Source organism: Bradyrhizobium sp. 149, assembly GCF_023073915.1.
Classification (GTDB): Bacteria; Pseudomonadota; Alphaproteobacteria; order Rhizobiales; family Xanthobacteraceae; genus Bradyrhizobium.
Genome location: NZ_JADPKK010000013.1, coordinates 1 through 20,330, shown reverse-complemented (window position 1 = coordinate 20,330; position 20,330 = coordinate 1). Strand labels below are relative to the sequence as shown.

The window sequence follows — 20,330 nt, the reverse complement described above, 5'->3', positions numbered from 1 at the left end:
TGTTTGCGAAAAAATGGACCGCCTGCTCCAATTGGAAGTGTTCTCCAAGACAGCCGAGCTCGGCAGCCTGTCCAAAGCTGCCGAAGCCCTGCGCATGTCGAATGCTGCCGCCAGTCGCCATCTCAGCGCGCTCGAGGAGCGGCTTGCCGTCCGGCTGATCGAGCGCAACACCCGCCGGCTGTGGTTGACGGAGGCGGGGCAGGAGCTGCTGGAGTGCTCCAGCCGGGTGTTGAGCGAGCTGGCCGAGGCCGAGGACATCGTCAGTGATCGCGCGCTGTCGCCGCAGGGCACGCTGCGGGTCACGAGCTCGCTGTCCTTTGCAGTGATCTATCTGGCGCCGATGCTGCCGGCCTTCCGCGCGCGTTATCCGAAGCTCAACATGCAGATCACCACCGCCAATCGGTACTCCGATTTCATCGAGGCCGGCATCGACGTGGCGATCAGGACGCGCGAGCAGGAGCCGGATTCGAACATCATCGTCCGCCGCATCGGCCAGATGCGGCGCGTGCTCGCGGCCGCACCGTCATATCTCGCAAGCTGCGGCGAGCCGGAACAGCCCGCCGATCTCACGCGCCACAACATGCTGGTCTACAATCTCGCCAACGATCCCTATTCGCTGCGCCTGCGCAAAGGTCAGGGCGCGCAGACTGTCCGTGTCTCGCCGACGCTCGACAGCAATGACGGCCAGGTCATCCGCGGCGCCGCACTGGCGGGGCTCGGCATTCTCATCCAGCCGCTCTACATCGTGCAAAGCGATATCGCGGCGGGCCGTCTCGTCCCGGTCCTGTTGGACTGGGAGCTGCCACTGCTCACGATGAACATCGCCTACCAGAACCGTGCCGGACTGCCCGCCAAGATCAGGGTCTTTTCCGACTTCCTGGTCACACACATTCGCGAGCATTCGCAGCCGGGGATCTGGATCGACGCGGCGAAGTGAGCGACATTTTCGAACTCAGGCGGCTTTGCAGAAGGCACATCCATTGAAAGCCAGGACATCCGGCACCGCATGGCGGCATGCCAACATCGGTCGGCTGCTCAACAACGCGGTGCGGCGCTTCGAAGGTCGTGTGCTCGAACTGATGACCGAGAAGGGGCATGACGAAACGCGGATCGCGCATGTCGGCCTCACACGCAATCTCGACGTGGAGGGGACCAGACTCACGGAACTCGCGCGCCGCGCCTCCATGAGCAAGCAAGCGATGGGCGAGCTCGTCGACCAGTGCGCCGAGCTCGGCCTGGTCGATCGCATCGCCGATCCCACCGATCGGCGCGCGCGCATCGTCATGTTCACGCCGGCCGGGCGCAAATGGCTCGACGCGTTCCGCGATGCGGTCGACGTCGCCGAGCAGGAGATGCGCGCCGAGCTCGGCAAGGCCACGATGGATGCGATCCTGAAGGGACTGGCAGTCTATGGCGCGACGTTCGATACGCTCGACGACGCCAGGTAGTCAGGCTACTTGACGATATCGTCAGGCAACCTTACCATGCAGAATAGTGCTGGTAGGGAGAAGCGTCTTGGAAACATGTCTGACGGCCTCGGTGCTCATCGTGGGCGGGGGGCCCTGCGGGCTGATGCTCGCCAACGAGCTCGGCCGGCGCGGCGTGTCCGCGATCTTGGTCGATGAAAAGCCGGGCACGGCATTCAATCCGCAAGCCAATGCGACGCAAGCGCGTTCGATGGAGCACTACCGGCGGCTGGGTTTTGCCGACGAGATCCGACGCGAAGGTCTGCCTGCGGATTATCCGACCGACGTTGCGTATTTCACGCGCTACACCGGTTACGAGCTGGCCCGATTTCAGTTGCCGTCATCGTCACGCGCGAGCGAGCTCGTCAAGGGCATGTCGGGCTCGTGGAGCGCGGCCGAGCTGCCGCATCGCGTCTCGCAAAAATACGTCGAGGCGGTGCTGCGCCGCCATGCCGAACGAATCCCCGGAGTAAAGCTCAACTATGGCCACCGGCTGGTCGGCTATGTCGAGAGCGACGAGGGCATCGTCGCCGACGTCGAATGTCTCGATGATGGCAGCCGCTTTCAGGTCCGGGCCGACTTTCTGGTCGGGGCGGACGGGCCGCGCTCGATGGTCCGCCAGTCGCTGGGGATCTCCTACGGCGGCGAAACCGGAACGCAGCGCGACTTCATGGGCGGCCGCATGCTGGCGGTCTATCTCCGTTCGCCCGGCTTCTACGCGAGCATCCCGCACGCCAAGGCGTGGATGTACAATTGCTTCAACAGCGACCGCCGCGCCTTCATGGCATCCGTGAACGGTCGCGACGAGTTTGCGTTTCACACGCAGCTTCGGCCCGGCGAAGACGAGAGTGCGATCACGATCGACGAGGCCAAGGTCGCGTTCCAGCGTGCCTGTGGCGCACCGATCGACTGCGAGGTGCTGTCGTTCCTGACCTGGACCGCCGGTCACGCGTTGGTCGCGAATGGAATGCAGCGGGGGCGGGTGTTCCTCGGCGGCGACGCCGCGCATCTGTTCACGCCGACCGGCGGGCTTGGCTACAACACCGCGATCGAGGATGCGGTCAATCTAGGCTGGAAGCTAGCAAGCGTCGTCAAGGGTGTGAGCCCGGCGGGGCTGCTCGATAGCTATGAGGTCGAGCGGCGTCCGGTGGCGCTGCGCAACACCGATTATGCGCGCCGTTTCGCCGACTCCCTCGGTCTGTTCGCTCCCGCGCCTGAGATCGAGGACGCCACCGACGCCGGCAGCGAGGCGCGGCGAACCGCGGGCCTCTATCTCGAGCAGCACGCGCGCGCCGAATTCAACATCCCCGGCATCACCTTTGGCGGGCGCTACGACGGCTCGCCGATCATCGTCTCCGATGGCAGCCGGCCGCCGCCCGACGCTGCGAACGTCTACGTTCCGAGCGCCTGTCCCGGCGGCCGCGCACCGCATGCGTGGTTGGACGACGGCGTCTCGTTGTACGACCTGTTCGGGTTCGAGTGGACGCTGCTCCAGTTCGGCGAGGTCATGTCCGCTCAGGCGTCATTCGCCGAGACCATCCGCGCGATCGGGGTCGATGTGAAACCCGTCACGCTGCCGAAATCCCTGCGCGATCTCTACGAGGCGGATCTCGCCTTGATACGTCCCGACCAGATCGTCGCGTGGCGCGGCAGCGCGTCGCAGGCCGGGATGATCGGACGCGTCCTCGCCCGCGCACTCGGACACAGCGCGAGCGACGGCGCGCGCCTGGCAAGCTGATCGGCTCTCGCCGTCGCATCCGATCAGCGGCTGCGCGGCCAACAATAAAAAACAACAATCACACCGGAGGAGGAAACCGTGACAACAAGAGCATTGGAGCACTACGACGATCATGCCGCCATCGCCGCCACTGCCGGGCAAACGGCGAGCAGCCGCCGGCGTATCCTGATCGCCGGCACCATCGGCACCGCGATCGAATGGTACGACTTCTTCATCTACGGCCTGATCGGGCCGCTGGTGTTCGATCAGCTGTTCTTTCCGAAGTTCGACCCGGTCACGGCGAGCATTGCGGTGTTCGCGACATTCGCCGTCGGATTTTTGGCGCGTCCGCTCGGCGGACTTGTGTTCGGACATTTCGGCGACCGCCTCGGCCGAAAGTCCGTCTTGCTGTGTACGCTGCTCATGATGGGACTTGCGACCATGTCGATCGGACTGTTGCCGACCTACGCCAGTGTGGGTGTGGCCGCGACCGTCGCGCTGGTCATGCTGCGCTTCCTCCAGGGTTTTGCGCTCGGCGGCGAGTCGACCGCGGCGATCCTCATGGCGATCGAGACGGCGCCCGGCCATCAGCGCGGCTTCTCGGCCGCAGTGATCCAGGCCGCGGGACCCGTCGGCGTCGTGCTCGCCTCGTTTGCGGCGCTCACGATCTCGCGGCTGCCGGAGGCGGACCTGCTGTCATGGGGCTGGCGCGTTCCGTTCCTGATCAGCGCGGTGCTGGTCGCGCTCGGCGTCTACATGCGCCTGCGCATCGAGGAGAGCGCGACATTCCGCGAGGCGAAGGTGACTGAAGCAGCGCCTGTGGTCGAGGCGCTGAGGGAGCACTGGCGACCGATCCTGATCGTGTTCTTCGCCGAGATGGCGCAGACATCCTATTTCTATCTGACCGCCATCTTCACCATCTCCTTCGCGACCCGTCAGCTCGGCGTCCAGAAGGACGTCATCACGCAGGCCGTGCTGTTCGCCAATCTCGTCGGGCTCGTTGCGATGCCCCTCATCGGCGCCTGGTCCGACCGCATCGGACGAAAGCGTCTGTTCCTGGCGGGCGTCGTGCTCGCAGCCATTTCGATGTTTGCGTTCTACGGTGTGGTCGCGAGCCGTGACACGATGCTGGTGACGGGCGCGGTGATCCTCGCCGCAGGGGTGATCCATCCACTGATGTTCGGCAGCGAAGGGAGCTATTTCCCGGAACTGTTTCCGACCCGCATTCGCTTCACCGGCGTCTCGATCGGAAAGCAGCTCGGGACGGTGCTGGGCGGCGGCATCGCGCCGTTGGTCGCCACCAGCCTGTTTGCGCAGACAGGCTCCACTTACGCGATCACCGCGTACTACGTCGCGCTCGCACTCGCGGCGATCATCGCGCTCGGCTTCGCGCGTGAAACCAGCAAATCGCGCCTGCTCGGCTAGGCCGGGCGCCATCACTTACATCAGGGAGGTTTTCATGGACGTCAGTCTTCTCATCAACGGCCGGGATCAGGCCGCTTCCAGCGGCAAGGTGTTCGAGCGGCGCAATCCGCTGTCGCAAGAGGTCGCAAGCCGTGCGGCCGCCGCGACCGCTTCCGAGGCCGACGCTGCGGTGGCGGCGGCCTCCGCCGCGTTTGCCGCATGGTCGGCGTTCGGCCCGAACGCGAGGCGCGCTCTGTTGCTGAAGGCCGCAGATGCGCTCGAGGCCAAGCGCGACGCCTTCGTCAAGATCATGATGGCCGAGATCGGCACGACCGAGATCTGGTCGGCCTTCAACGTAAAGCTCGCGACCGGCATGCTGCGCGAGGCGGCGTCACTCACCACGCAAATCGCGGGCGAGGTGATCCCGTCGGACAAGCCGGGATGTCTCGCGATGTCCGTTCGCCAGCCGGCCGGCGTCTGCCTCGGCATCGCGCCTTGGAATGCGCCGATCATTCTCGGCGTTCGCGCCGTGGCGACGGCGCTCGCCTGCGGCAATACGGTCGTGCTCAAGGCATCCGAGATTTGTCCGGGAACGCACCGGCTGATCGGCGAGGTCTTCAAGGACGCAGGCTTTCCGCCCGGCGTCGTGAATGTCCTGACCAATGCACCGGCCGATGCGCCCAATCTGGTCGAGCGCCTTATCGCCAATCCTGCCGTGCGGCGAATCAACTTCACCGGCTCGACCCGCGTCGGCCGGGTCATCGCCGAACTCGCCGGGCGCCACCTCAAGCCGGTGCTGCTCGAGCTTGGTGGCAAGGCGCCTCTGGTCGTGCTCGACGATGCCGACCTCGATGCCGCCGTCGCGGCTGTGGCGTTCGGCGCCTTCATCAATCAGGGCCAGGTCTGCATGTCGACCGAGCGGGTGATCGTCGACGAGGCGGTGGCGGCGTCCTTTGTCGAGAAGCTCGCGAAAAAGACAGCTGCGCTTCCGGCCGGGGACCCGCGCTCCGGTCCGGTGGTCGTCGGCTCCATGATCGACGAAGTGCCGGCCAGGCATGTCGTTGCACTGATCGACGATGCGATCGGCAAGGGCGCCGTCAAGCTCGCGGGCGGCGACCGGGTTGGCACGGTCGTCCCCGCGACTGTGCTCGACCGGGTGGCGCCCGGCATGCGCATCTACACCGAGGAGAGCTTTGGTCCCGTCGTCTCGGTGATCCGCGCACGTGGCGTGGATGACGCGGTCCGACTGGCGAACGACACCGAGTACGGCCTCTCGGCCGCGGTGTTCGGCCGCGACGTCGCGAGGGCGCTGACGGTGGCACAACGCATCGAGAGCGGCATCTGCCACGTCAACGGCCCGACCGTGCATGACGAGGCGCAGATGCCGTTCGGCGGCGTGAAAGGATCGGGCTACGGCCGCTTCGGCGGCCAGGCCGGGATCGCCGAGTTCACCGATCTGCGCTGGATCACCATCGAGACGCAGCCGCAGCACTATCCCTTCTAACCGCGCCGCAAGCCAAGCCCACCAGGACGCCAGTTCATGAATTCGAAAGTTCTCACGGTTCGGGAAGCGACCCTCGGTGTGCTTCGCTCCTTTGGCGTCGATCGCGTTTTCGGCAATCCCGGCTCGACCGAGCTTGCCTTTCTCGGCGACTGGCCCGATGACATCGACTACGTGCTCGGTTTGCAGGAAGCCTGCGTCGTCGGCATGGCGGACGGCTATGCGCAGGCCACCGGACGACCGGCCTTCGTCAATTTGCACTCGGCGGCCGGACTCGGTCATGCGCTTGGCAATCTCTTTACTGCGTTCCGCAACAAGACGCCGATGGTCGTGACAGCCGGGCAGCAGGCGCGCAGCCTGTTGCGGATGCGACCGTATCTCTTCGCCGAGGACGCCGCACAATTTCCAAAGCCCTATGTGAAATGGAGCGCGGAACCGGCGCGCGCCGAAGATGTTCCAGCGGCGATCGCGCAAGCCTTCCTCACCGCCACGCAGCACCCGCGCGGTCCGACATTCGTGTCGGTACCTTCGGATGATTGGGCGCGGCCCGCAGTCGCTCCGCCGGTCCGCCACATCGCGACGGAGTTTGCGCCGGATCCGGCGGCGATCGTTCGGCTTGGCGCGGCGATCGGAGCCGCCAAAAGGCCTGCTTTCGTTGTCGGCCCCGAGATCGATCGTAGCGGCTGTGTCGATGCGATGGTGGCTGTGGCTGAACAGGCGAGGGCGGCGGTTTGGACAAGCCCGATGTCGAGCCGTTCGAGCTTTCCGGAATTGCATCCGCTGTTCGCCGGCTTCCTTCCGGCCGCGCCGGCAGGGCTCGCCCGCGCCCTGCGCGGCGCCGATCTGATCGTCGTGGTCGGCGCGCCGGTGTTTACTTTCCATGTCGAAGGACAATGCGATTTGCTCGTCGACGGAACGCCGGTCTGGCAGATCACGGATGATCCGGTGGAAGCCGCATCGGCTTCGGTCGGTGAAACCATCATCAGCACGCTCCCAAAAGCGCTGGCTGTGCTGTCCTCGGTGCTGCCCGAAATCGCGGAGCGCGAGATGCCGGCCGCGGGGACGCGGTCTGCCGCGCCTGCCGCGCAAAATCCGATTCCGCCGGCTTATGCGCTCGCCCGGCTCTCGGCCTTGACGCCGAGCGATGCGATCGTGGTCGAGGAGGCGCCGTCGCATCGTCCCGCCATTCAACAATTCCTGCCGCGGCCGGGCGCGGACAGCTTCTACACGATGGCGAGCGGTGGACTTGGTTACAGCCTGCCGGCCTCCATCGGCGTGGCGCTGGCGCGGCCCGGCCGCCGCATCGTTGCCCTGATCGGTGACGGATCGGCGATGTACTGTATCCAGGCGATCTGGACTGCGGCGCAACGCCACTTGCCGATCACCTTCGTGGTCATGAACAATTCAGGCTATGGCGCGATGCGCGCCTTCAGCCAACTCATGCGGGCGCATCGCCCGCCCGGAATCGACTTGCCCGGGCTCGACTTCGTGGCGCTCGCCAGGGGAATGGGTTGCCCGGGGCAGCGCGTGACCGATGCCGGCGATGTCGACCGCATCTTGGCCGAAGCCTTGGCCTCATGCGGTCCGGCGCTGGTCGATATCGCCGTTGACGACGCCACGACGGACCTGTTCAGCCATCCGCGCTAGCTGGCGGTATAGGGAATGGTTCGCGGCGCCAAGAGAGCCGATGGAAGTTTGCTGGCAAAGGCGCGGGTCTTGGGTTGGACACGCGATCCGTCGATCACCTCGAGCAGCCCGCACCGGTTCAGGGTGTGCAACTTCCTGCCGGGCCATGCCGGTCCGGGTTTGAGAGAGTGGCGGACGATCTGCTTGAACGTCATCGGCGACAGGTCGACGATTTCCGCCAGGGCGAGCCCTGCGCCGTATCCGTCGGCACAATCCTGGACCGGTCGCCACAGTTTGTCATTGATGGTGACGAAATTCCCCGCCGGCCGCGCGCTCGCGCGGTCGATCAGGACCGGGTAGCTGGCATGCGGCAACCAGGGGCCCATGAGATGCTCGGCGTGATAGATCGCCAGCGAATCCGAATACCCGCCGGTGCCGTCGCGCCAGGCTCCGAACAGATAGTTCAAGCCGTTGTGCCGCGTGATCGTGGCATCGGCCAGCTCGAAGCCCGAAAGCAGCGTCGCATGCCGCTCCCATTTGTCCGGAAACCGAACGCATTTATAGATGGCGACGTCCCCATTGAGCGAGCTCTCCGGGATCATCCACAACGCACCATCGTCCTCGATCAGGAATGGATAGGAAAGGTGCCACGGCTCGTCCAGCACGGGCACGACCTCTCCGACCGGGCCCCTGTCGTCGAACTCGATCGCGGAAATGATTCCTTTCCCAACCCGGTGATCGAGATCTTCAAAGAAGACGAATGTTCGCCCCTGCCAGGTGATGGGGAAAGGATCGGCGTAGAAATGGTTTCCGGGATCTGCAAGGACGTTCCAGCGGGGCCCTGACAGATCTCCGGTCTGCCAGACGCCTGCGCCCTTGTTGATGCGCCATCCGACATGCCAATGCGGGGCATAGCAGCAGAGGCGATAGATCTCCTTGGCGATCGATACCGCGAGGCCGCGCGCGACGTACGCCGCTGGACGCCGGGCGATGCCGTGTCTGGCGGAACGCGTCAGCTGCGGCAGAATTCTTGGCCGTCCCGACAGGATGGCCGCCACCATGGTCAGCGTTCGCGCCATGATCGTTTCGAGCGCGCCACTCAAGCCGGCTGCGATTTCGGCGGAGGGGTGGCCGCGATCGAGGACTGCACCGTCGACCTCGTTGACGATTTCGATCACCGGCAGATCGCCGGCGAGAATGGCGGCAAGTGCGGCGTTTTCGCCTGCGGTTCCATTGAACAGTGGGCGGAGATACTGCCGGGCGGAGCAGTTCGGATCCCGCGCGGCACCGGTGAAATCGACGATCACCTCAGTCGTGCCGGCGCGAGCCTGGATCCGGTCCGGACTGATCTTCAGCCTGTCGCTGCCGCTGTGCTTGCCCTTGTGCAACACCAAGCGTTCGAGTTCGAACAGCATGTCGAGACCTGCCGGCCGCGGCTCCGCCGTTGCCGTCCATGCGATCTGGACCGGTACATCCCGGCCGTCGATCGACAGCGTCTCGCGGCCCATCCACCGCCGCGCATGCTCAATTTCACAGCGAAACTCGATGATCATGTCGAGCCAATCCGTTTCAATGCGTTCCGATCACATGACCTGGCCGAGAATTCGAACGTATTCCTCCACCATGGCATCCACTGAATAGCGCAGCTTCAGGCCCTTGGCGTTTTGTCGCAGTTCGTCGCTCAGTTGCTGGTCTGTCAGGAGCCTGGAGACGGCGGCCGACAGCTTGGTATGATCGGAGGCATCGACGAACAGCGCAGTCGGCTTTCCTTCGACGGACAATACCTCGCGCAACACCGGAAGATCGGTGACGACCGAGGGAACGCCGGCATTTGCGGCCTCCACGGCGGCCAGACCGAAGGTCTCCGCCTGTGTCGGAAATACGAACAGGTCGAGAGCGGCGAGAAACTCCGCCATCTGGCGCGGGGTGATTTCGCCGAGCAGATGCAGCCTGTCCGATACTTTCAAATCATCCGCCAGCTGCCTCAGCCGGGCCTCGTCGGCTCCCTGGCCGGCCAGTGCGAGGTGCCAGGATGAATGATCCGGCAACAGACGTATGGCCGCATCAAGTCGCTTGTGCGGGTGCAATCTTGCTGCGCAGCCGAGCAGGATGCGATCCGGCGGCAGATCGAACTTCTGTCGCGCAGCTTGCTTCGACAGCGTGAGGGCCTTGTCGTCGAAGCCGTGCGGGACATGCACCATGCGCGAGCGATAGGCTTTCGGGTAGCGCGAATACTCGCGCTGCATGTCCAGCGAGTTGAGCGTGATGCGGTCGAAGAAGCCGAGACTGCCCATGACGATGTCGGCGGTGCGGACCGGCCAGCTCATCGACAGCGCGGATGAAACCTGATTGGCGATGACGGGCGCGCGGCAAACGAGGCGCGCCACGCCGGCGCCGATGACATTGCCGAAGTGCTGGAATGTCAGAACGGCGTCGGCTCTGGTCGCCCTGATGTGGCGGCGGAGCGTCCACAGCATTTGCAGCAGCGCCCGCGGATTTTCGGGCCGGCTTGAGGCGCAATAGATCGTATCGGGCGGCTCATCGAAGGAATCCGACTTGCGGAAGAAGAACAGATTGGTGACCTGATAGCCGCGGGCGGTCAGCCCGGCGCCAAGCAGCCGCGAGATCTCCTGCGCACCGGCGTTCTCGGCCTGGGTCTGTACGAGTAGCACGTGCAGCTTTCGTCCGCCGCCGTTGGGCGGCGGGAGTGCCGTCGCAGTCGTCTCGCCCAACGCCTTGTTTGGCTGGTAATGGAGCACGAATCCCGACCCGCTGAAGAAACGAAATTTTCACCTTCTTAACTCCTTAGCTACCATGCGGACATCGCGCGGACACCGACTAGCAGCAAACGGAGTTAATGCGCGCCTTGCCGCACGGGCATCGTTCGCGAGAGAATTCTGCTGCTTCCCGAAGAAGTGAAGCGGGCGCGTTAACCAATTGGTCATGGTTGCGCCTGGCGCGGGTAACCGCCGATTAACCATAGATATTTACGTTGGAGCAGGCCACTGAACAGTGTTCGCCAGTTGAATCCGAGTAAAATCCATGACGTTCGGTCGCCGCGCAGACCCGACAAGTTCCGGATCGACCGGTGCCGCCGCGTCGTGGCAGACCCAAAATGCGTCGAACGGCGAGGTTCGCGAATCCGCCGCACGCTCCGGCGGTGCGCTCACAGCCGCGGGTGCTCTTTCTTTCATGCGGGACAACGCTCGCCGCATCCTGACGCTCGCTCTCGCGATTTTCGCCGTTGGCATCGTCGTTCTGTTGGTGATTCCGGTTCGATTTGCAGCGACCGCGCTGGTCGTGGTCGATCCTCGCGAGCAACGCGTGACCACGGAGCAGGACGTTCTGCCGGGCATAGGGCAGGACAGCGCCGCGCTGCAAGGCCTGGTCGAAGTGGCGAAGTCCGACGGCTTCCTGAAGCCGCTGATCGAGCAGCTCAAGCTTCGGGATGACGAAGACATTGCCGGCGGACATACCGACCCCGCGCGGCTGCTCGAGAGATTCCGCAATCGCCTCGACATTTCCCGTCGCGGGCTGACCTATGTCATCGCCATCCGCTTCACCTCGAACCGGCCGGAGCGGGCGGCTTATTATGCCAATGCCATCGCCGAGGCGTTCGTCGCCAGCCAGAGCCGCATCCGCACCGATGCCACGGACGAGGCCGCCGACTGGCTCAGTGGCCGGCTCAAGTCATTGAGCGAGCGGCTGAAGGCGTCCGAGGATGCCGTTGCCACGTTCAAGCTCGAGCACAGGATCGTCAACGCGGGCAAGGATTCCACCACCCAGCAATTGCGGGTCACCGAACTGTCACAGCAGGTTGCCGCTGCGCGCGCCCGGAGCGAGGAGGCGAAGGCCCGCTATGAGCAGGCGCAGCGCGACGCGAAGGCGAATGTCGAGAGCCCAGTAAAGCCGGATCTTCTGAGCGCTTTGCGCGCACAGCGATCGGCGCTCAATGACCAGATTGCGCAGAAGCGAGCGGTGCTCGGCGATCGCCATCCCGACCTCGTCATGTCGTACAGCCAGTTGACCGACCTCAACAGGCAGATCGAGGTCGAGCGGACGAAGGGCATCGACACCGCAAAATCGGAATACGAGGCCCAGCGCGAGCAGCAGAAGGCGCTGGAAGGCCAGATGAAGGCTGCGGAATCGCAGCTTCTGGTCGACGGTCAGGCTCTGGTCAGGCTGCAGGAGCTGCAGCGCGACGCCGAGGCCAACAGAAACATCTACGAGCAGTTCCTCTCGCGCTCCAAGACGACCAACGAGCAGCGCCTCCTGCAGAGCTCCCAAACCAAGATTGCGTCGTCCGCCATTCCGCCGCTGCGCTCGACCCTTCCACCGCTGTCTTTGCTGCTCGCCGCTCTTGCGATCGGTTCGCTGCTGACATCGACGGCGGTGGTTGCCGCCACGGGGCTCGGATCGGGCAAATCAGCTCCTGATATCCGCGACCCCGAACCGGCTCCGCGCCAGCCCGCGACATGGTCACGTCCGCCCGTATGGGCCCGCATTCCCGACCTGACGTCTGGTGAAGTCCCCAGAAACATCTGGCGAGGTCCGGTGTCCGCGACGAACGAACTTGATATCAGCCCCCATCTGCGTCCGGTGCTCGACCGGCTGGAGAAGGTGCCGGGACCTCGTGGCAAGGTCGTCCTCGTGATGTCGGTCGGGAAGCGGGCCGGCGGCAACACCGTCGCGCGGTCGCTGAACCGATGGGCAGTGAACACGGGGAAGCTGAGCGTCCTGATCCGGGTCGAGCCGGACCTCGGCGGTGCCGGGGCTGGCCTCGCCAAGGATCAGGCCAAGGATCAGGCCAAGGGCCAGGCCGACCGCATGACCACCGCGGACTTTCACAGCGTCGATGAGCTCCTGAGCGCCAGCAAGAGGCCCGAGCTGCTTCTCGCGGACGATATTCGTTCGGAGTTCGATCTGATCGTCGTCCACGCCACCTCTCTGGCCTTGCAGCCGGAGGCGGCCGCGCTGGCTGCTCACGCCGATCTTGTCATCCTGGTCGCGCGCGAAGACGCAATCGATTCGGCCGCAATGCGCAGGGCAATTGCTGCGCTCTCCCGGTTTGTCGGTGCGCCGACCGGCATCGTCGTCAATCGTGTGCCGGCCGGCCCGTCGGCCTCGCATCGCGGCGAAGTGCTCGGGCTGGCTGGTTGACGCCACCCGGCAACGGATTGCCGAGCCGTGCAATTGCCTTGATTGAATCGACGGCTATTCGCCGGAGTCCGCGCCCCGGATCGCGTAGGCGCTAGGCTTCGATGCCGACAAGCGCAGAAGGCCCAGAATCGAAGGGTCGACCCCGGTTCGCCGGCGACAGAGGATGTTGAGGACGATGGTCGCGAGCGCCAGCGAAACAGTGGCCGAGATCGCAGCGCCAAGAACGCCGAGCCAGGGAATCAGGACGAGAAATCCGACCAGCCGCAGTGCCACGTTCCCGGCGATGACCGGGACGTACTCGCGCTCATAGCCGGTCAGCTGCAATATCGCCGCAGACGGACCGCCCGCCGCCTGGAACGCAGTCCCGATCGCGAGCACGATCAGGACCCAGTGCTGCGCGGCGAAGTGCGGTCCGAACAGGTTAAGAAGATGGGGACCGCCGATCCAGATCAGGAGAAGTCCGCTGACCACGCACAACGCGGTCACTTCCGCCATGAGCCGCAACGTTCGCTCGAATTCCTCGTGGTTCTTGCTGAAGTACAGTGACGGGAGCCGCCGCGCGCCAAAACTGTACAATGCAGCCGACAGCATGGCGAAGATGTTGGCCAGGCGCGAAGCGGCAAAATAAATTCCGGCGGTTGCCGGGTCCAGCATCCAGTAGACCAGAATGACGTCGAAATACTGGTTCGCGGCTTCGAGGATCGACGCGACCCAGAAATGGAGCGCGCTCGATCTCCAGCGCGACGTCTCGGAACGCACCGCCGTGCCGCGGAAATCCGGCAGAACTCGCGCAATCGCGGTGATCTGTGCGACCAGCCCGACCGACATGGCGATCGTCATCACGCCGATCAATTCGGCGGGATCGAGCTGCCGATGGCCGGACATGATTGCGAGCAGAAACAGCACGACGCTGACGCGCCAGAAGAACTCCCTGTTTCCTTCTCCCATGAGAATGCTGACCAGCGAGCGTGCGATCTGGCTGCCAAGCATCAGTCCCGCATTCACGGCCGTGTAGGCCGACACCGCGAGAACCAGCAGCCACGAGGCGCCTCTGATGTTCGCGCCGATCGCGATTGCGCCGATCGCGATCAGCATCGCGACGGAGGAAATCTTGAAGCTCGATAGCAGCACGCCTTTCGTGAGATCGGGTTGATTCCCCACCCGATACTCGTTCAGAAATCGCACCAGCAGCGATTCCTGGCCGACCAGCCCGACGACCGCTGCCATCTGGGCCACCGAAAGCCAGGTCGCAAAGATGCCGAACCCATCGGGCGACATCGTTCGTGCCGCCAGCGAGAACAACGCAAAGGCAAGCGCACCGCTACCAACCTTGAGAAGGATGGTTCCGGCAACACCGCGCGTCACGTCGCGCCGCATGAACTGGACGATGGATTCGATCATGGAAATTTAGCGGGCAACTCCCCCTGGAGGGACATTTTACGATACCGGCAACAGCCTAGCATGCCGAAAAACTGCGAGTGTTAATGGGCGGCTCCATGATCTTGCCCGCCACCGCGACGTCGCGGCCATGCCTGTTGCTTCACTATGGAACATCGCTGACGCCATTGTCCCAGATAGAGCAAAGTGCAGCCCGATCGCTTGGCGGCGCAGCGCCGCATCGAAGGACCAATGAAGGCGAGATGAGCCGTTTGAATGCGGACCGGCTCGCCGGGGATGGCCGCCGAGTTGTCGGAGACCGGAATTTACCGGGCCTCCCGAGCAAGGCGCGTGCCGGATCTCGTCGAGCCGGGCAGCCCTCTGCTGCATTAACCGAGATATCGAGAAGTGATCGCGTTTGGTCCTGCGATGCGACATCAGGCGAGAGAATTGCACGTGCAACCCTCGTTGACCGTGGGAGCCCAGACCATGACGGCGGATAGCAACGTGACCGAGCCGAGCGCTGGATCAGCGACCGCGACGATCGTCGCCGACATCGCGATCGTTGGCGGCGGCCTTGCCGGCTCGCTCGCGGCGGCGGTGCTTGCGCGGGCAGGGCATCGTGTTGCTCTGATCGACAAGCGCGCGGTTTATCCGGACGAGTTCCGGGTCGAGAAAATCGGCGGCCATCAGCTGGACATGTTGCGCAAGCTGGGCTTCCTCAATGCGCTCGACAATGTGGCCTGCCGATATGATCAGGTGCTCAATATCAGGGAAGGCAAGGTGGTCGATGTCAGCGTCGGCCGTGCTTATGGACTTCCATATGCCGATCTCGTCGCCATGGCGCGCAGCCAGCTGCCTGATCCATCCAGCCTGATCGTCGACGAGGTCACTTCCGTCAACTGCAGTGACGATACCCAGCACATCGAGCTCGCGTCCGGGAGGCGCGTAACTGCACGCCTCGTCGTGCTGGCCACGGGCATGGCGGGCGTTCTCGGCTACAAGCTCGGCATCAAGCGGCGCGTGCTGGCCGAGCGCCATTCGGTTTCGTTCGGCTTCACGATCGCTCGCAGGGATAATGCGCCGTTCGATTTCGAGGCGCTGACCTGTTACGGCGAGCGCACGGTGGACGGCATCGACTATCTCAGCCTGTTTCCCGTGCGTGCCGGCATGCGGGCAAATCTCTTCATGTTCCGCGACCCGACCGATCCGATCATGCGCGAGCTGCGCCGCCAGCCGGAAGCGACGGTTCTGCGCCTGCTGCCGGGATTGCAGCCTTACCTTGGCGATTTCCACGTGACCGACCGGGTGCAGAATTGGGTGATGGACCTGTCCGTCGTGGAAGGACATCTCCAGCCCGGCGTCGTGCTCATCGGCGATGCGTTCCAGACCAATTGCCCGGCCGCGGGCACGGGCGTCGCCCGCCTGCTGGTCGACGTCGAGCGCCTTTGCACCGAATATGCGCCGCGTTGGCTCATGAGCGAGGGCATGAGCAAGGCGAAGATTTCGGAATTCTATTCCGATCCCGACAAGGACGCGGCGGACCAGCAATCGCTGAAGATGGCGCGCTTCCGGCAGGCGCTCACGTCCCGCAATGATATCGGCTGGGACGTGCGGCGGCGGCTGCACTTCTTGCGGCGCAGTATCACTCACCGGGTCGATCAAATGCGGCCGGGCTGGCTCGCGCATGTTCGAAGCGCGCTACGCGCCTGAGAGCCGCACCCAGTCGGCGCCTCGCGCCGGTCAGCGCGTCGGCGTCGAGGTGCGGGTCGGCAGGAGCCTGAACTCCGACATTCGCTTGACAGCCAGTTTCAGCCAGGGCGCCTGTTTCAGTGCGAACAAGGAAATGGCGCCCACGGTGCTGCCGGCCTGCGTGAACGCCCACATCGGCGAAGGCTGCGCGCCGAACAGTTTCTTGTAGGGCTCGTCACCGATGGTGAAATCGAGCATCTGGTCGCCGCGCTCGATGCAATCCCTCGCCACCTGCTCGAACATCAGCGCGCCCAGGGACTGGCTCTTGTATCCGGCAATGTCGAAAGCGCTCATGATGACGAGGAAGCTGCCTTGATGGCAGAGTCCGAGCACGGCGGCGATCACATCGCCGTCCATCTTCATGGCATAGAGCCGGACAAAGGAGCCGAGGCCGCGCTGCGCCACGTCGGAATAGAAGCCGTAATATTCGGGGCGCTGGAGCAGATCTCCGTCGCCTTGTGCCTGAAAGCGCGGACCGCGAAATTTCCTCATGACGTCCAGCGCGTCGAGGGCGGAGGCACTGTCGCTGCAGCATGAGAAACTCAATGCCCCCTTCTTCTGGAGCTGCCGGGATTTTTTTGCGAGCTCTTTCTGGTAGGAACGGTCGATCGCACTGGCGCGCCATTGCTCGAACGGCGCGACGAGAACGGTCGCGTAGGCATTGGAGTCCATCGCTACGCGGCGAGGCGTAGCCAGAAGGTTCTCGATCGGAAGCCGTCCGTCCGGCAGCTTGGTCATTCGGAGCAGATCGAACGGGCGGACGAGGCACCTAATCTCTGCGCACGCACTCTCGTCCTTCAGCAGCTCGTTAAATATTTGTGGGCTGCATACCGGCGCCAGATAGTCGGAGACACGAAGGTCAGCGAATTCGACGGTCCGTATCGGACCGCGCCGCACCCGCAACAAGGGCAGCACCATCGCAAGGGCGCCCGTCGCGTGGTGACGGACCACGACAACCAGAGGAGTTGCGCCTGCATGAGACGCGAGCGTGGTGTAGAGGCTATCCAGCCAGAGCGGATGCTGGAACGCGGTCGCTGCCGAGTTGTCGAACAGCTCGGCGTAGTCCGGCGACAGGAAGTCGAATCCCTGCTCGATGGCGATGTCGAACGTGCTGCTAGATCTGTTCATGCGCAACCAGGGAAACCAGATAGCTCGGGACGGTCGATCGAGCCGGATCTGTGCTTTATAGCAGGGTCGTTACGGGCGAGACACCGGCGGCGTGTGATTTGCATTAATGGCTCGAGCAACGCCCGTATCGTTACCAAGCCGTTAATTTCCCACGGGAGCGGCTTGGCGGCGTGGAGATCGACCTGCGCTAGCAAATTATTAACCGCGCTTAAGGAAGGTCATCTCATGGCCAGCCTGCAGACCGAGGTGGATTCCGGGACACCCGGGAGCGCGATCTGGAAGACGCGCAGCGTCGGCGTTGAGAGGATTGCCCGGGCCGCGATCGGCTGCTCGATCACCATCAACGTGGTCGCATCGATGGGCATCTTCAACGCCGCGCTGCTGCCGGCGGAGCTGAGCTTTCTCCAGCAGGCCGTCGCGCTTCTGATGTGGGCGATCCTCATCTACGCGAGTGCATTCGTGGAACCGCGGCTGCGGTTACAGGTCAACCCCGATCTGGTGGCGCTGGTCGCATTCTACGCCTTCGCAATCGTATCGGTGTTCTGGTCCAGCCTGAGCGTCGCAGCGATCATGAAGAGCGCGGCGCTTGCGATGACGACGTTCGGCGCATTCTGTCTCGTCACGCGCGTCGACCTGGACGAGATCGTGAGAGCCACGGCCCATGGGCTTTTCATATTGGTCGCCGCATCGGCGGTCTGTGCGGTTGCCGTGCCCGACATCGGGATCGACCACAGCTGGATGCACAACGGTCAATGGCAGGGCGTCTACGAATCCAAGCAGACTCTCGGCTTCGTCGGCGCGTATCTGATGTTCCTGGCCTGCTATCGAAAGATGACGGGGCAAGGATGGCTGGCGTTCCTCGTCGTATTCCTGCTGGCGTCAACATGCGTCCTCGCTTCGGAATCGCGCGGCGCCGGCGCTGTCGCCCTGGCTGCTTGCGCAATGCTCGTGACCTCGATGTGGTCGGTCGGCTGCATGAGGCTCTATGCGGTCCTGCCATTCGTCATGTGCATTCTGGCCGGCCTTCTAATCCTGTATTTTTATGCGACGGGATATGACGCCATCCATATCGGCGATGCGCGTATCGATTTCACCGAACGGACCTTCATCTGGCACTACGCGATAAGCCATTTCGACGATGCGCCGCTGCTCGGCTTCGGCATCAACGGCTTCTGGACGGTCCCGTCGATCTACGATTATTTCGAGCAGAACCACGGCTGGGTGCTCGATAACTATCACAGCGGCTACATCGCGATCCTGATCGAAACCGGATTTCTGGGCTACACGCTGTTTGCCGCGAGCGTCTTCCTGTTCTCGCACAAGATCCTCCATTTGATTTCCGCTCGCACGATCGACCGGTCGCACTGTGCCCTCATCATCGGATTCGTCGTCCTCAGCTTTCAGACCAATTTTACGGAGACGACATTCCTTCGTTCGACGATGTTCACATCGGTGCTCCTGGTGGGGCTTTTCTTCGCGACGTGCAGACCGGTGCGACCGACGGAATTCCAGTCTTTACGAATGGAAGCAGTATGACCGCCATACGCGCTCGTCGGCCGAGGAGCTTCAATCTTTCAGCAACGGCGTTTTTCCTGGTGTCGCTGGTCTCCCACGCCCACGCGGCCGAGCAGGCCGCCTCCCGTGACACGCCAAAACTGGGTCGCGGTATCAACATTCTCGGCTACGATGGAATCTGGGAAGGCGGCCAGAACGCGCCATTTCGCCTGGACAATCTGATCGCGATCAAGAAGGCCGGGTTCTCGCACGTCAGGATCAATTTCTTCGGCTTCAAGTTCATGGGCCCGGGGAATGTCCTGGACGAGATCGTCCTGAGGCGGCTCGACGCCGTCATCGAGGACGTTCTCGCGAGGAAACTCGTCCCCATCGTCGATGAGCACGACACCCACCTTTGCCAGCGCGACGTTTCCGAATGCGCCGAGAAGCTCAAGGCGTTCTGGCGACAGATCGCCGAGCGCTATGCCGGCAAATATCCGGCACTTGTCTTCGAGGTGTTGAACGAGCCCGGTGGCGAAATGACGTCCGCCGGCTGGAATTCGCTCCTCAATGAATGTCTCGGCATCATCCGCCGTACCAATCCCGAACGGCCGGTCATTGCCGCCGTTCTCAACACCGATGAGATCCCGGTCGACGAGCTGGTTCTGCCGGCCGACGACAGGCATCTCATCGTCACGTTTCATTATTACGCGCCGATACAGTTCACCCATCAGGGCGCGCCGTGGTCTCCGACGTTTGCGCGGATCGGGCCCCTGGATTGGGGCAGCCCGGACGACGAAGCGAAGGCTGCCGCCGATTTCAAGAAGATGAGCGCCTGGGCGGAGAAAGAGAAGCGCCCGGTTTATCTCGGCGAGTTCGGCGTGTACGAGCGTGCGCCATCCGACGGTCGCCAGCGATACCTGTCGTTCGTGGCGAGAAGTGCCGACAGACTGGGCTGGGCATGGGCTTACTGGCAGTTCGATCACGACTTCGCGGCCTTCGACAGCGCACGCCAGGCCTGGAAGCCGGACATCCTGCGCGCCCTGATGCCGCCGTCGCGTTGAAGCGGCGCCCCCGACTCCACTCGCTTCTCGGGAGGAGTGTCGGGCCGAGACCCGTCGGGCAAAACACCCACCGCTCCGTCAACCCCTCTCGTCAAAAATATTTCACTTTACCGAAATTCGGAATTGGCGTATGTGTCGCCCATCCCGGCTCACCCAAGAGGGGCGATCGTACGTCGTCACGATATGCGAGCCGGGCTTGCGGTGGACGCGGCAGCGTCGGGCGCGAGGCTAAGGGCAGGGCGGATTGCTCTCCGTGAGCCCAAGGCGTCGCGCGGACGGACGGCGCTGTCAGGTTCGTCTCGTCACCAGGTCGACGGCAACGTGCACAAAGTCGTCGAAACCGGTGGTGAAATGGCGGGCCGTGCGTACGGCAAAACCGTGTGGTCCTGGCCGTCGTTGCTACGGTCAAGCTCTTGCGGAGCGGCATTCGCGTCAACCGGCGCGGTGTCCGTGACTTTCGCGAGGGCGAGGGAGGCCAGAACGAACTCGGCTCCCGGGAGAGCACGGCATAAGCCGTAAAGCCACTGCGCAGGGAAGGCCGAGTGATTGGCTACACCTGTATGCTGCTGTGCGGTTTTCCTGCGTGTGCTTTTCGCGCAGCGGACCGCGGGTGCCAGCCGGCACCCGGCCTTCCCTGCGCC

At 63.8% G+C, this 20,330-nt stretch carries 14 protein-coding genes; 10 read left to right on the top strand and 4 right to left on the bottom strand.

Translation table 11 applies throughout. The annotated features are described in order from the left end of the window. Positions 1-13 precede the first annotated feature (13 nt). From IVA88_RS05625 to mdlC, 6 genes are all read left to right on the top strand, one after another. A complete protein-coding gene (locus IVA88_RS05625; RefSeq protein ID WP_247496296.1) occupies positions 14-937 on the top strand; it encodes a LysR family transcriptional regulator in 924 nt (307 codons plus the stop codon). 43 nt (positions 938-980) lie between these two features. Continuing rightward, positions 981-1,448 (top strand): MarR family transcriptional regulator, encoded by a 468-nt coding sequence (locus IVA88_RS05620; protein ID WP_247496295.1) that lies wholly within the window; start codon positions 981-983, stop codon positions 1,446-1,448. Between the two features lie 67 nt (positions 1,449-1,515). Further along, positions 1,516-3,204, top strand: a complete 1,689-nt coding sequence (locus IVA88_RS05615) for an FAD-dependent oxidoreductase (RefSeq protein WP_247496294.1) — start codon at positions 1,516-1,518, stop codon at positions 3,202-3,204. A 78-nt stretch (positions 3,205-3,282) separates the two neighbouring features. Further along, positions 3,283-4,608: an MFS transporter gene (locus IVA88_RS05610; RefSeq protein ID WP_247496293.1), complete on the top strand. Its 1,326-nt coding sequence runs from the start codon at positions 3,283-3,285 to the stop codon at positions 4,606-4,608. A gap of 34 nt (positions 4,609-4,642) precedes the next feature. After that, on the top strand, positions 4,643-6,091 hold the full coding sequence (locus tag IVA88_RS05605) for an aldehyde dehydrogenase (protein ID WP_247496292.1): 1,449 nt from the start codon (positions 4,643-4,645) through the stop codon (positions 6,089-6,091). A gap of 36 nt (positions 6,092-6,127) precedes the next feature. Next, positions 6,128-7,735 (top strand): benzoylformate decarboxylase, encoded by a 1,608-nt coding sequence (gene mdlC / locus IVA88_RS05600; RefSeq protein WP_247496291.1) that lies wholly within the window; start codon positions 6,128-6,130, stop codon positions 7,733-7,735. Here mdlC and IVA88_RS05595 read toward each other — a convergent pair. Continuing rightward, positions 7,732-9,267 carry a hypothetical protein gene (locus IVA88_RS05595; RefSeq protein WP_247496290.1) on the bottom strand — a complete coding sequence of 512 codons (1,536 nt, stop codon included), beginning with the start codon at positions 9,265-9,267 and terminating at the stop codon, positions 7,732-7,734. The genes mdlC and IVA88_RS05595 overlap by 4 nt on opposite strands. A gap of 30 nt (positions 9,268-9,297) precedes the next feature. Then, positions 9,298-10,473, bottom strand: a complete 1,176-nt coding sequence (locus IVA88_RS05590; protein WP_247496289.1) for a glycosyltransferase family 4 protein — start codon at positions 10,471-10,473, stop codon at positions 9,298-9,300. A gap of 283 nt (positions 10,474-10,756) precedes the next feature. On the opposite strand from IVA88_RS05590, the gene IVA88_RS05585 reads away from it, so the two are divergent. Then, positions 10,757-12,874 (top strand): GumC family protein, encoded by a 2,118-nt coding sequence (locus IVA88_RS05585; protein WP_247496288.1) that lies wholly within the window; start codon positions 10,757-10,759, stop codon positions 12,872-12,874. A 54-nt stretch (positions 12,875-12,928) separates the two neighbouring features. Here IVA88_RS05585 and IVA88_RS05580 read toward each other — a convergent pair whose 3' ends face one another. Beyond that, a complete protein-coding gene (locus IVA88_RS05580) occupies positions 12,929-14,275 on the bottom strand; it encodes a polysaccharide biosynthesis C-terminal domain-containing protein (protein ID WP_247496287.1) in 1,347 nt (448 codons plus the stop codon). Between the two features lie 465 nt (positions 14,276-14,740). On the opposite strand from IVA88_RS05580, the gene IVA88_RS05575 reads away from it, so the two are divergent. Continuing rightward, positions 14,741-15,964 (top strand): NAD(P)/FAD-dependent oxidoreductase, encoded by a 1,224-nt coding sequence (locus IVA88_RS05575; RefSeq protein ID WP_247496286.1) that lies wholly within the window; start codon positions 14,741-14,743, stop codon positions 15,962-15,964. 30 nt (positions 15,965-15,994) lie between these two features. On the opposite strand, the gene IVA88_RS05570 is transcribed toward IVA88_RS05575, so the two are convergent. After that, positions 15,995-17,131 carry a GNAT family N-acetyltransferase gene (locus IVA88_RS05570; RefSeq protein WP_346657557.1) on the bottom strand — a complete coding sequence of 379 codons (1,137 nt, stop codon included), beginning with the start codon at positions 17,129-17,131 and terminating at the stop codon, positions 15,995-15,997. A gap of 225 nt (positions 17,132-17,356) precedes the next feature. Here IVA88_RS05570 and IVA88_RS05565 point away from each other — a divergent pair, with 225 nt between their 5' ends. Both IVA88_RS05565 and IVA88_RS05560 read left to right on the top strand, forming a co-directional pair. Beyond that, entirely contained in the window at positions 17,357-18,667 is a 1,311-nt protein-coding gene (locus IVA88_RS05565) for an O-antigen ligase family protein (RefSeq protein ID WP_247496920.1), read from the top strand. After that, entirely contained in the window at positions 18,664-19,689 is a 1,026-nt protein-coding gene (locus tag IVA88_RS05560) for a cellulase family glycosylhydrolase (RefSeq protein WP_247496284.1), read from the top strand. The genes IVA88_RS05565 and IVA88_RS05560 overlap by 4 nt, the downstream gene beginning before the upstream one ends. Positions 19,690-20,330: the final 641 nt, after the last annotated feature.

Excerpts from the sequence above, each read along its gene's own strand:
- IVA88_RS05625 (WP_247496296.1), top strand. The coding sequence starts at position 14 with ATGGACCGCCTGCTCCAATTGGAAGTGTTCTCCAAGACAGCCGAGCTC.
- IVA88_RS05605 (WP_247496292.1), top strand. The coding sequence starts at position 4,643 with ATGGACGTCAGTCTTCTCATCAACGGCCGGGATCAGGCCGCTTCCAGC.
- mdlC (WP_247496291.1), top strand. The coding sequence starts at position 6,128 with ATGAATTCGAAAGTTCTCACGGTTCGGGAAGCGACCCTCGGTGTGCTT.
- IVA88_RS05595 (WP_247496290.1), bottom strand. The coding sequence starts at position 9,267 with ATGATCATCGAGTTTCGCTGTGAAATTGAGCATGCGCGGCGGTGGATG.
- IVA88_RS05585 (WP_247496288.1), top strand. The coding sequence starts at position 10,757 with ATGACGTTCGGTCGCCGCGCAGACCCGACAAGTTCCGGATCGACCGGT.
- IVA88_RS05580 (WP_247496287.1), bottom strand. The coding sequence starts at position 14,275 with ATGATCGAATCCATCGTCCAGTTCATGCGGCGCGACGTGACGCGCGGT.
- IVA88_RS05575 (WP_247496286.1), top strand. The coding sequence starts at position 14,741 with ATGACGGCGGATAGCAACGTGACCGAGCCGAGCGCTGGATCAGCGACC.
- IVA88_RS05570 (WP_346657557.1), bottom strand. The coding sequence starts at position 17,131 with ATGAACAGATCTAGCAGCACGTTCGACATCGCCATCGAGCAGGGATTC.
- IVA88_RS05565 (WP_247496920.1), top strand. The coding sequence starts at position 17,357 with ATGGCCAGCCTGCAGACCGAGGTGGATTCCGGGACACCCGGGAGCGCG.
- IVA88_RS05560 (WP_247496284.1), top strand. The coding sequence starts at position 18,664 with ATGACCGCCATACGCGCTCGTCGGCCGAGGAGCTTCAATCTTTCAGCA.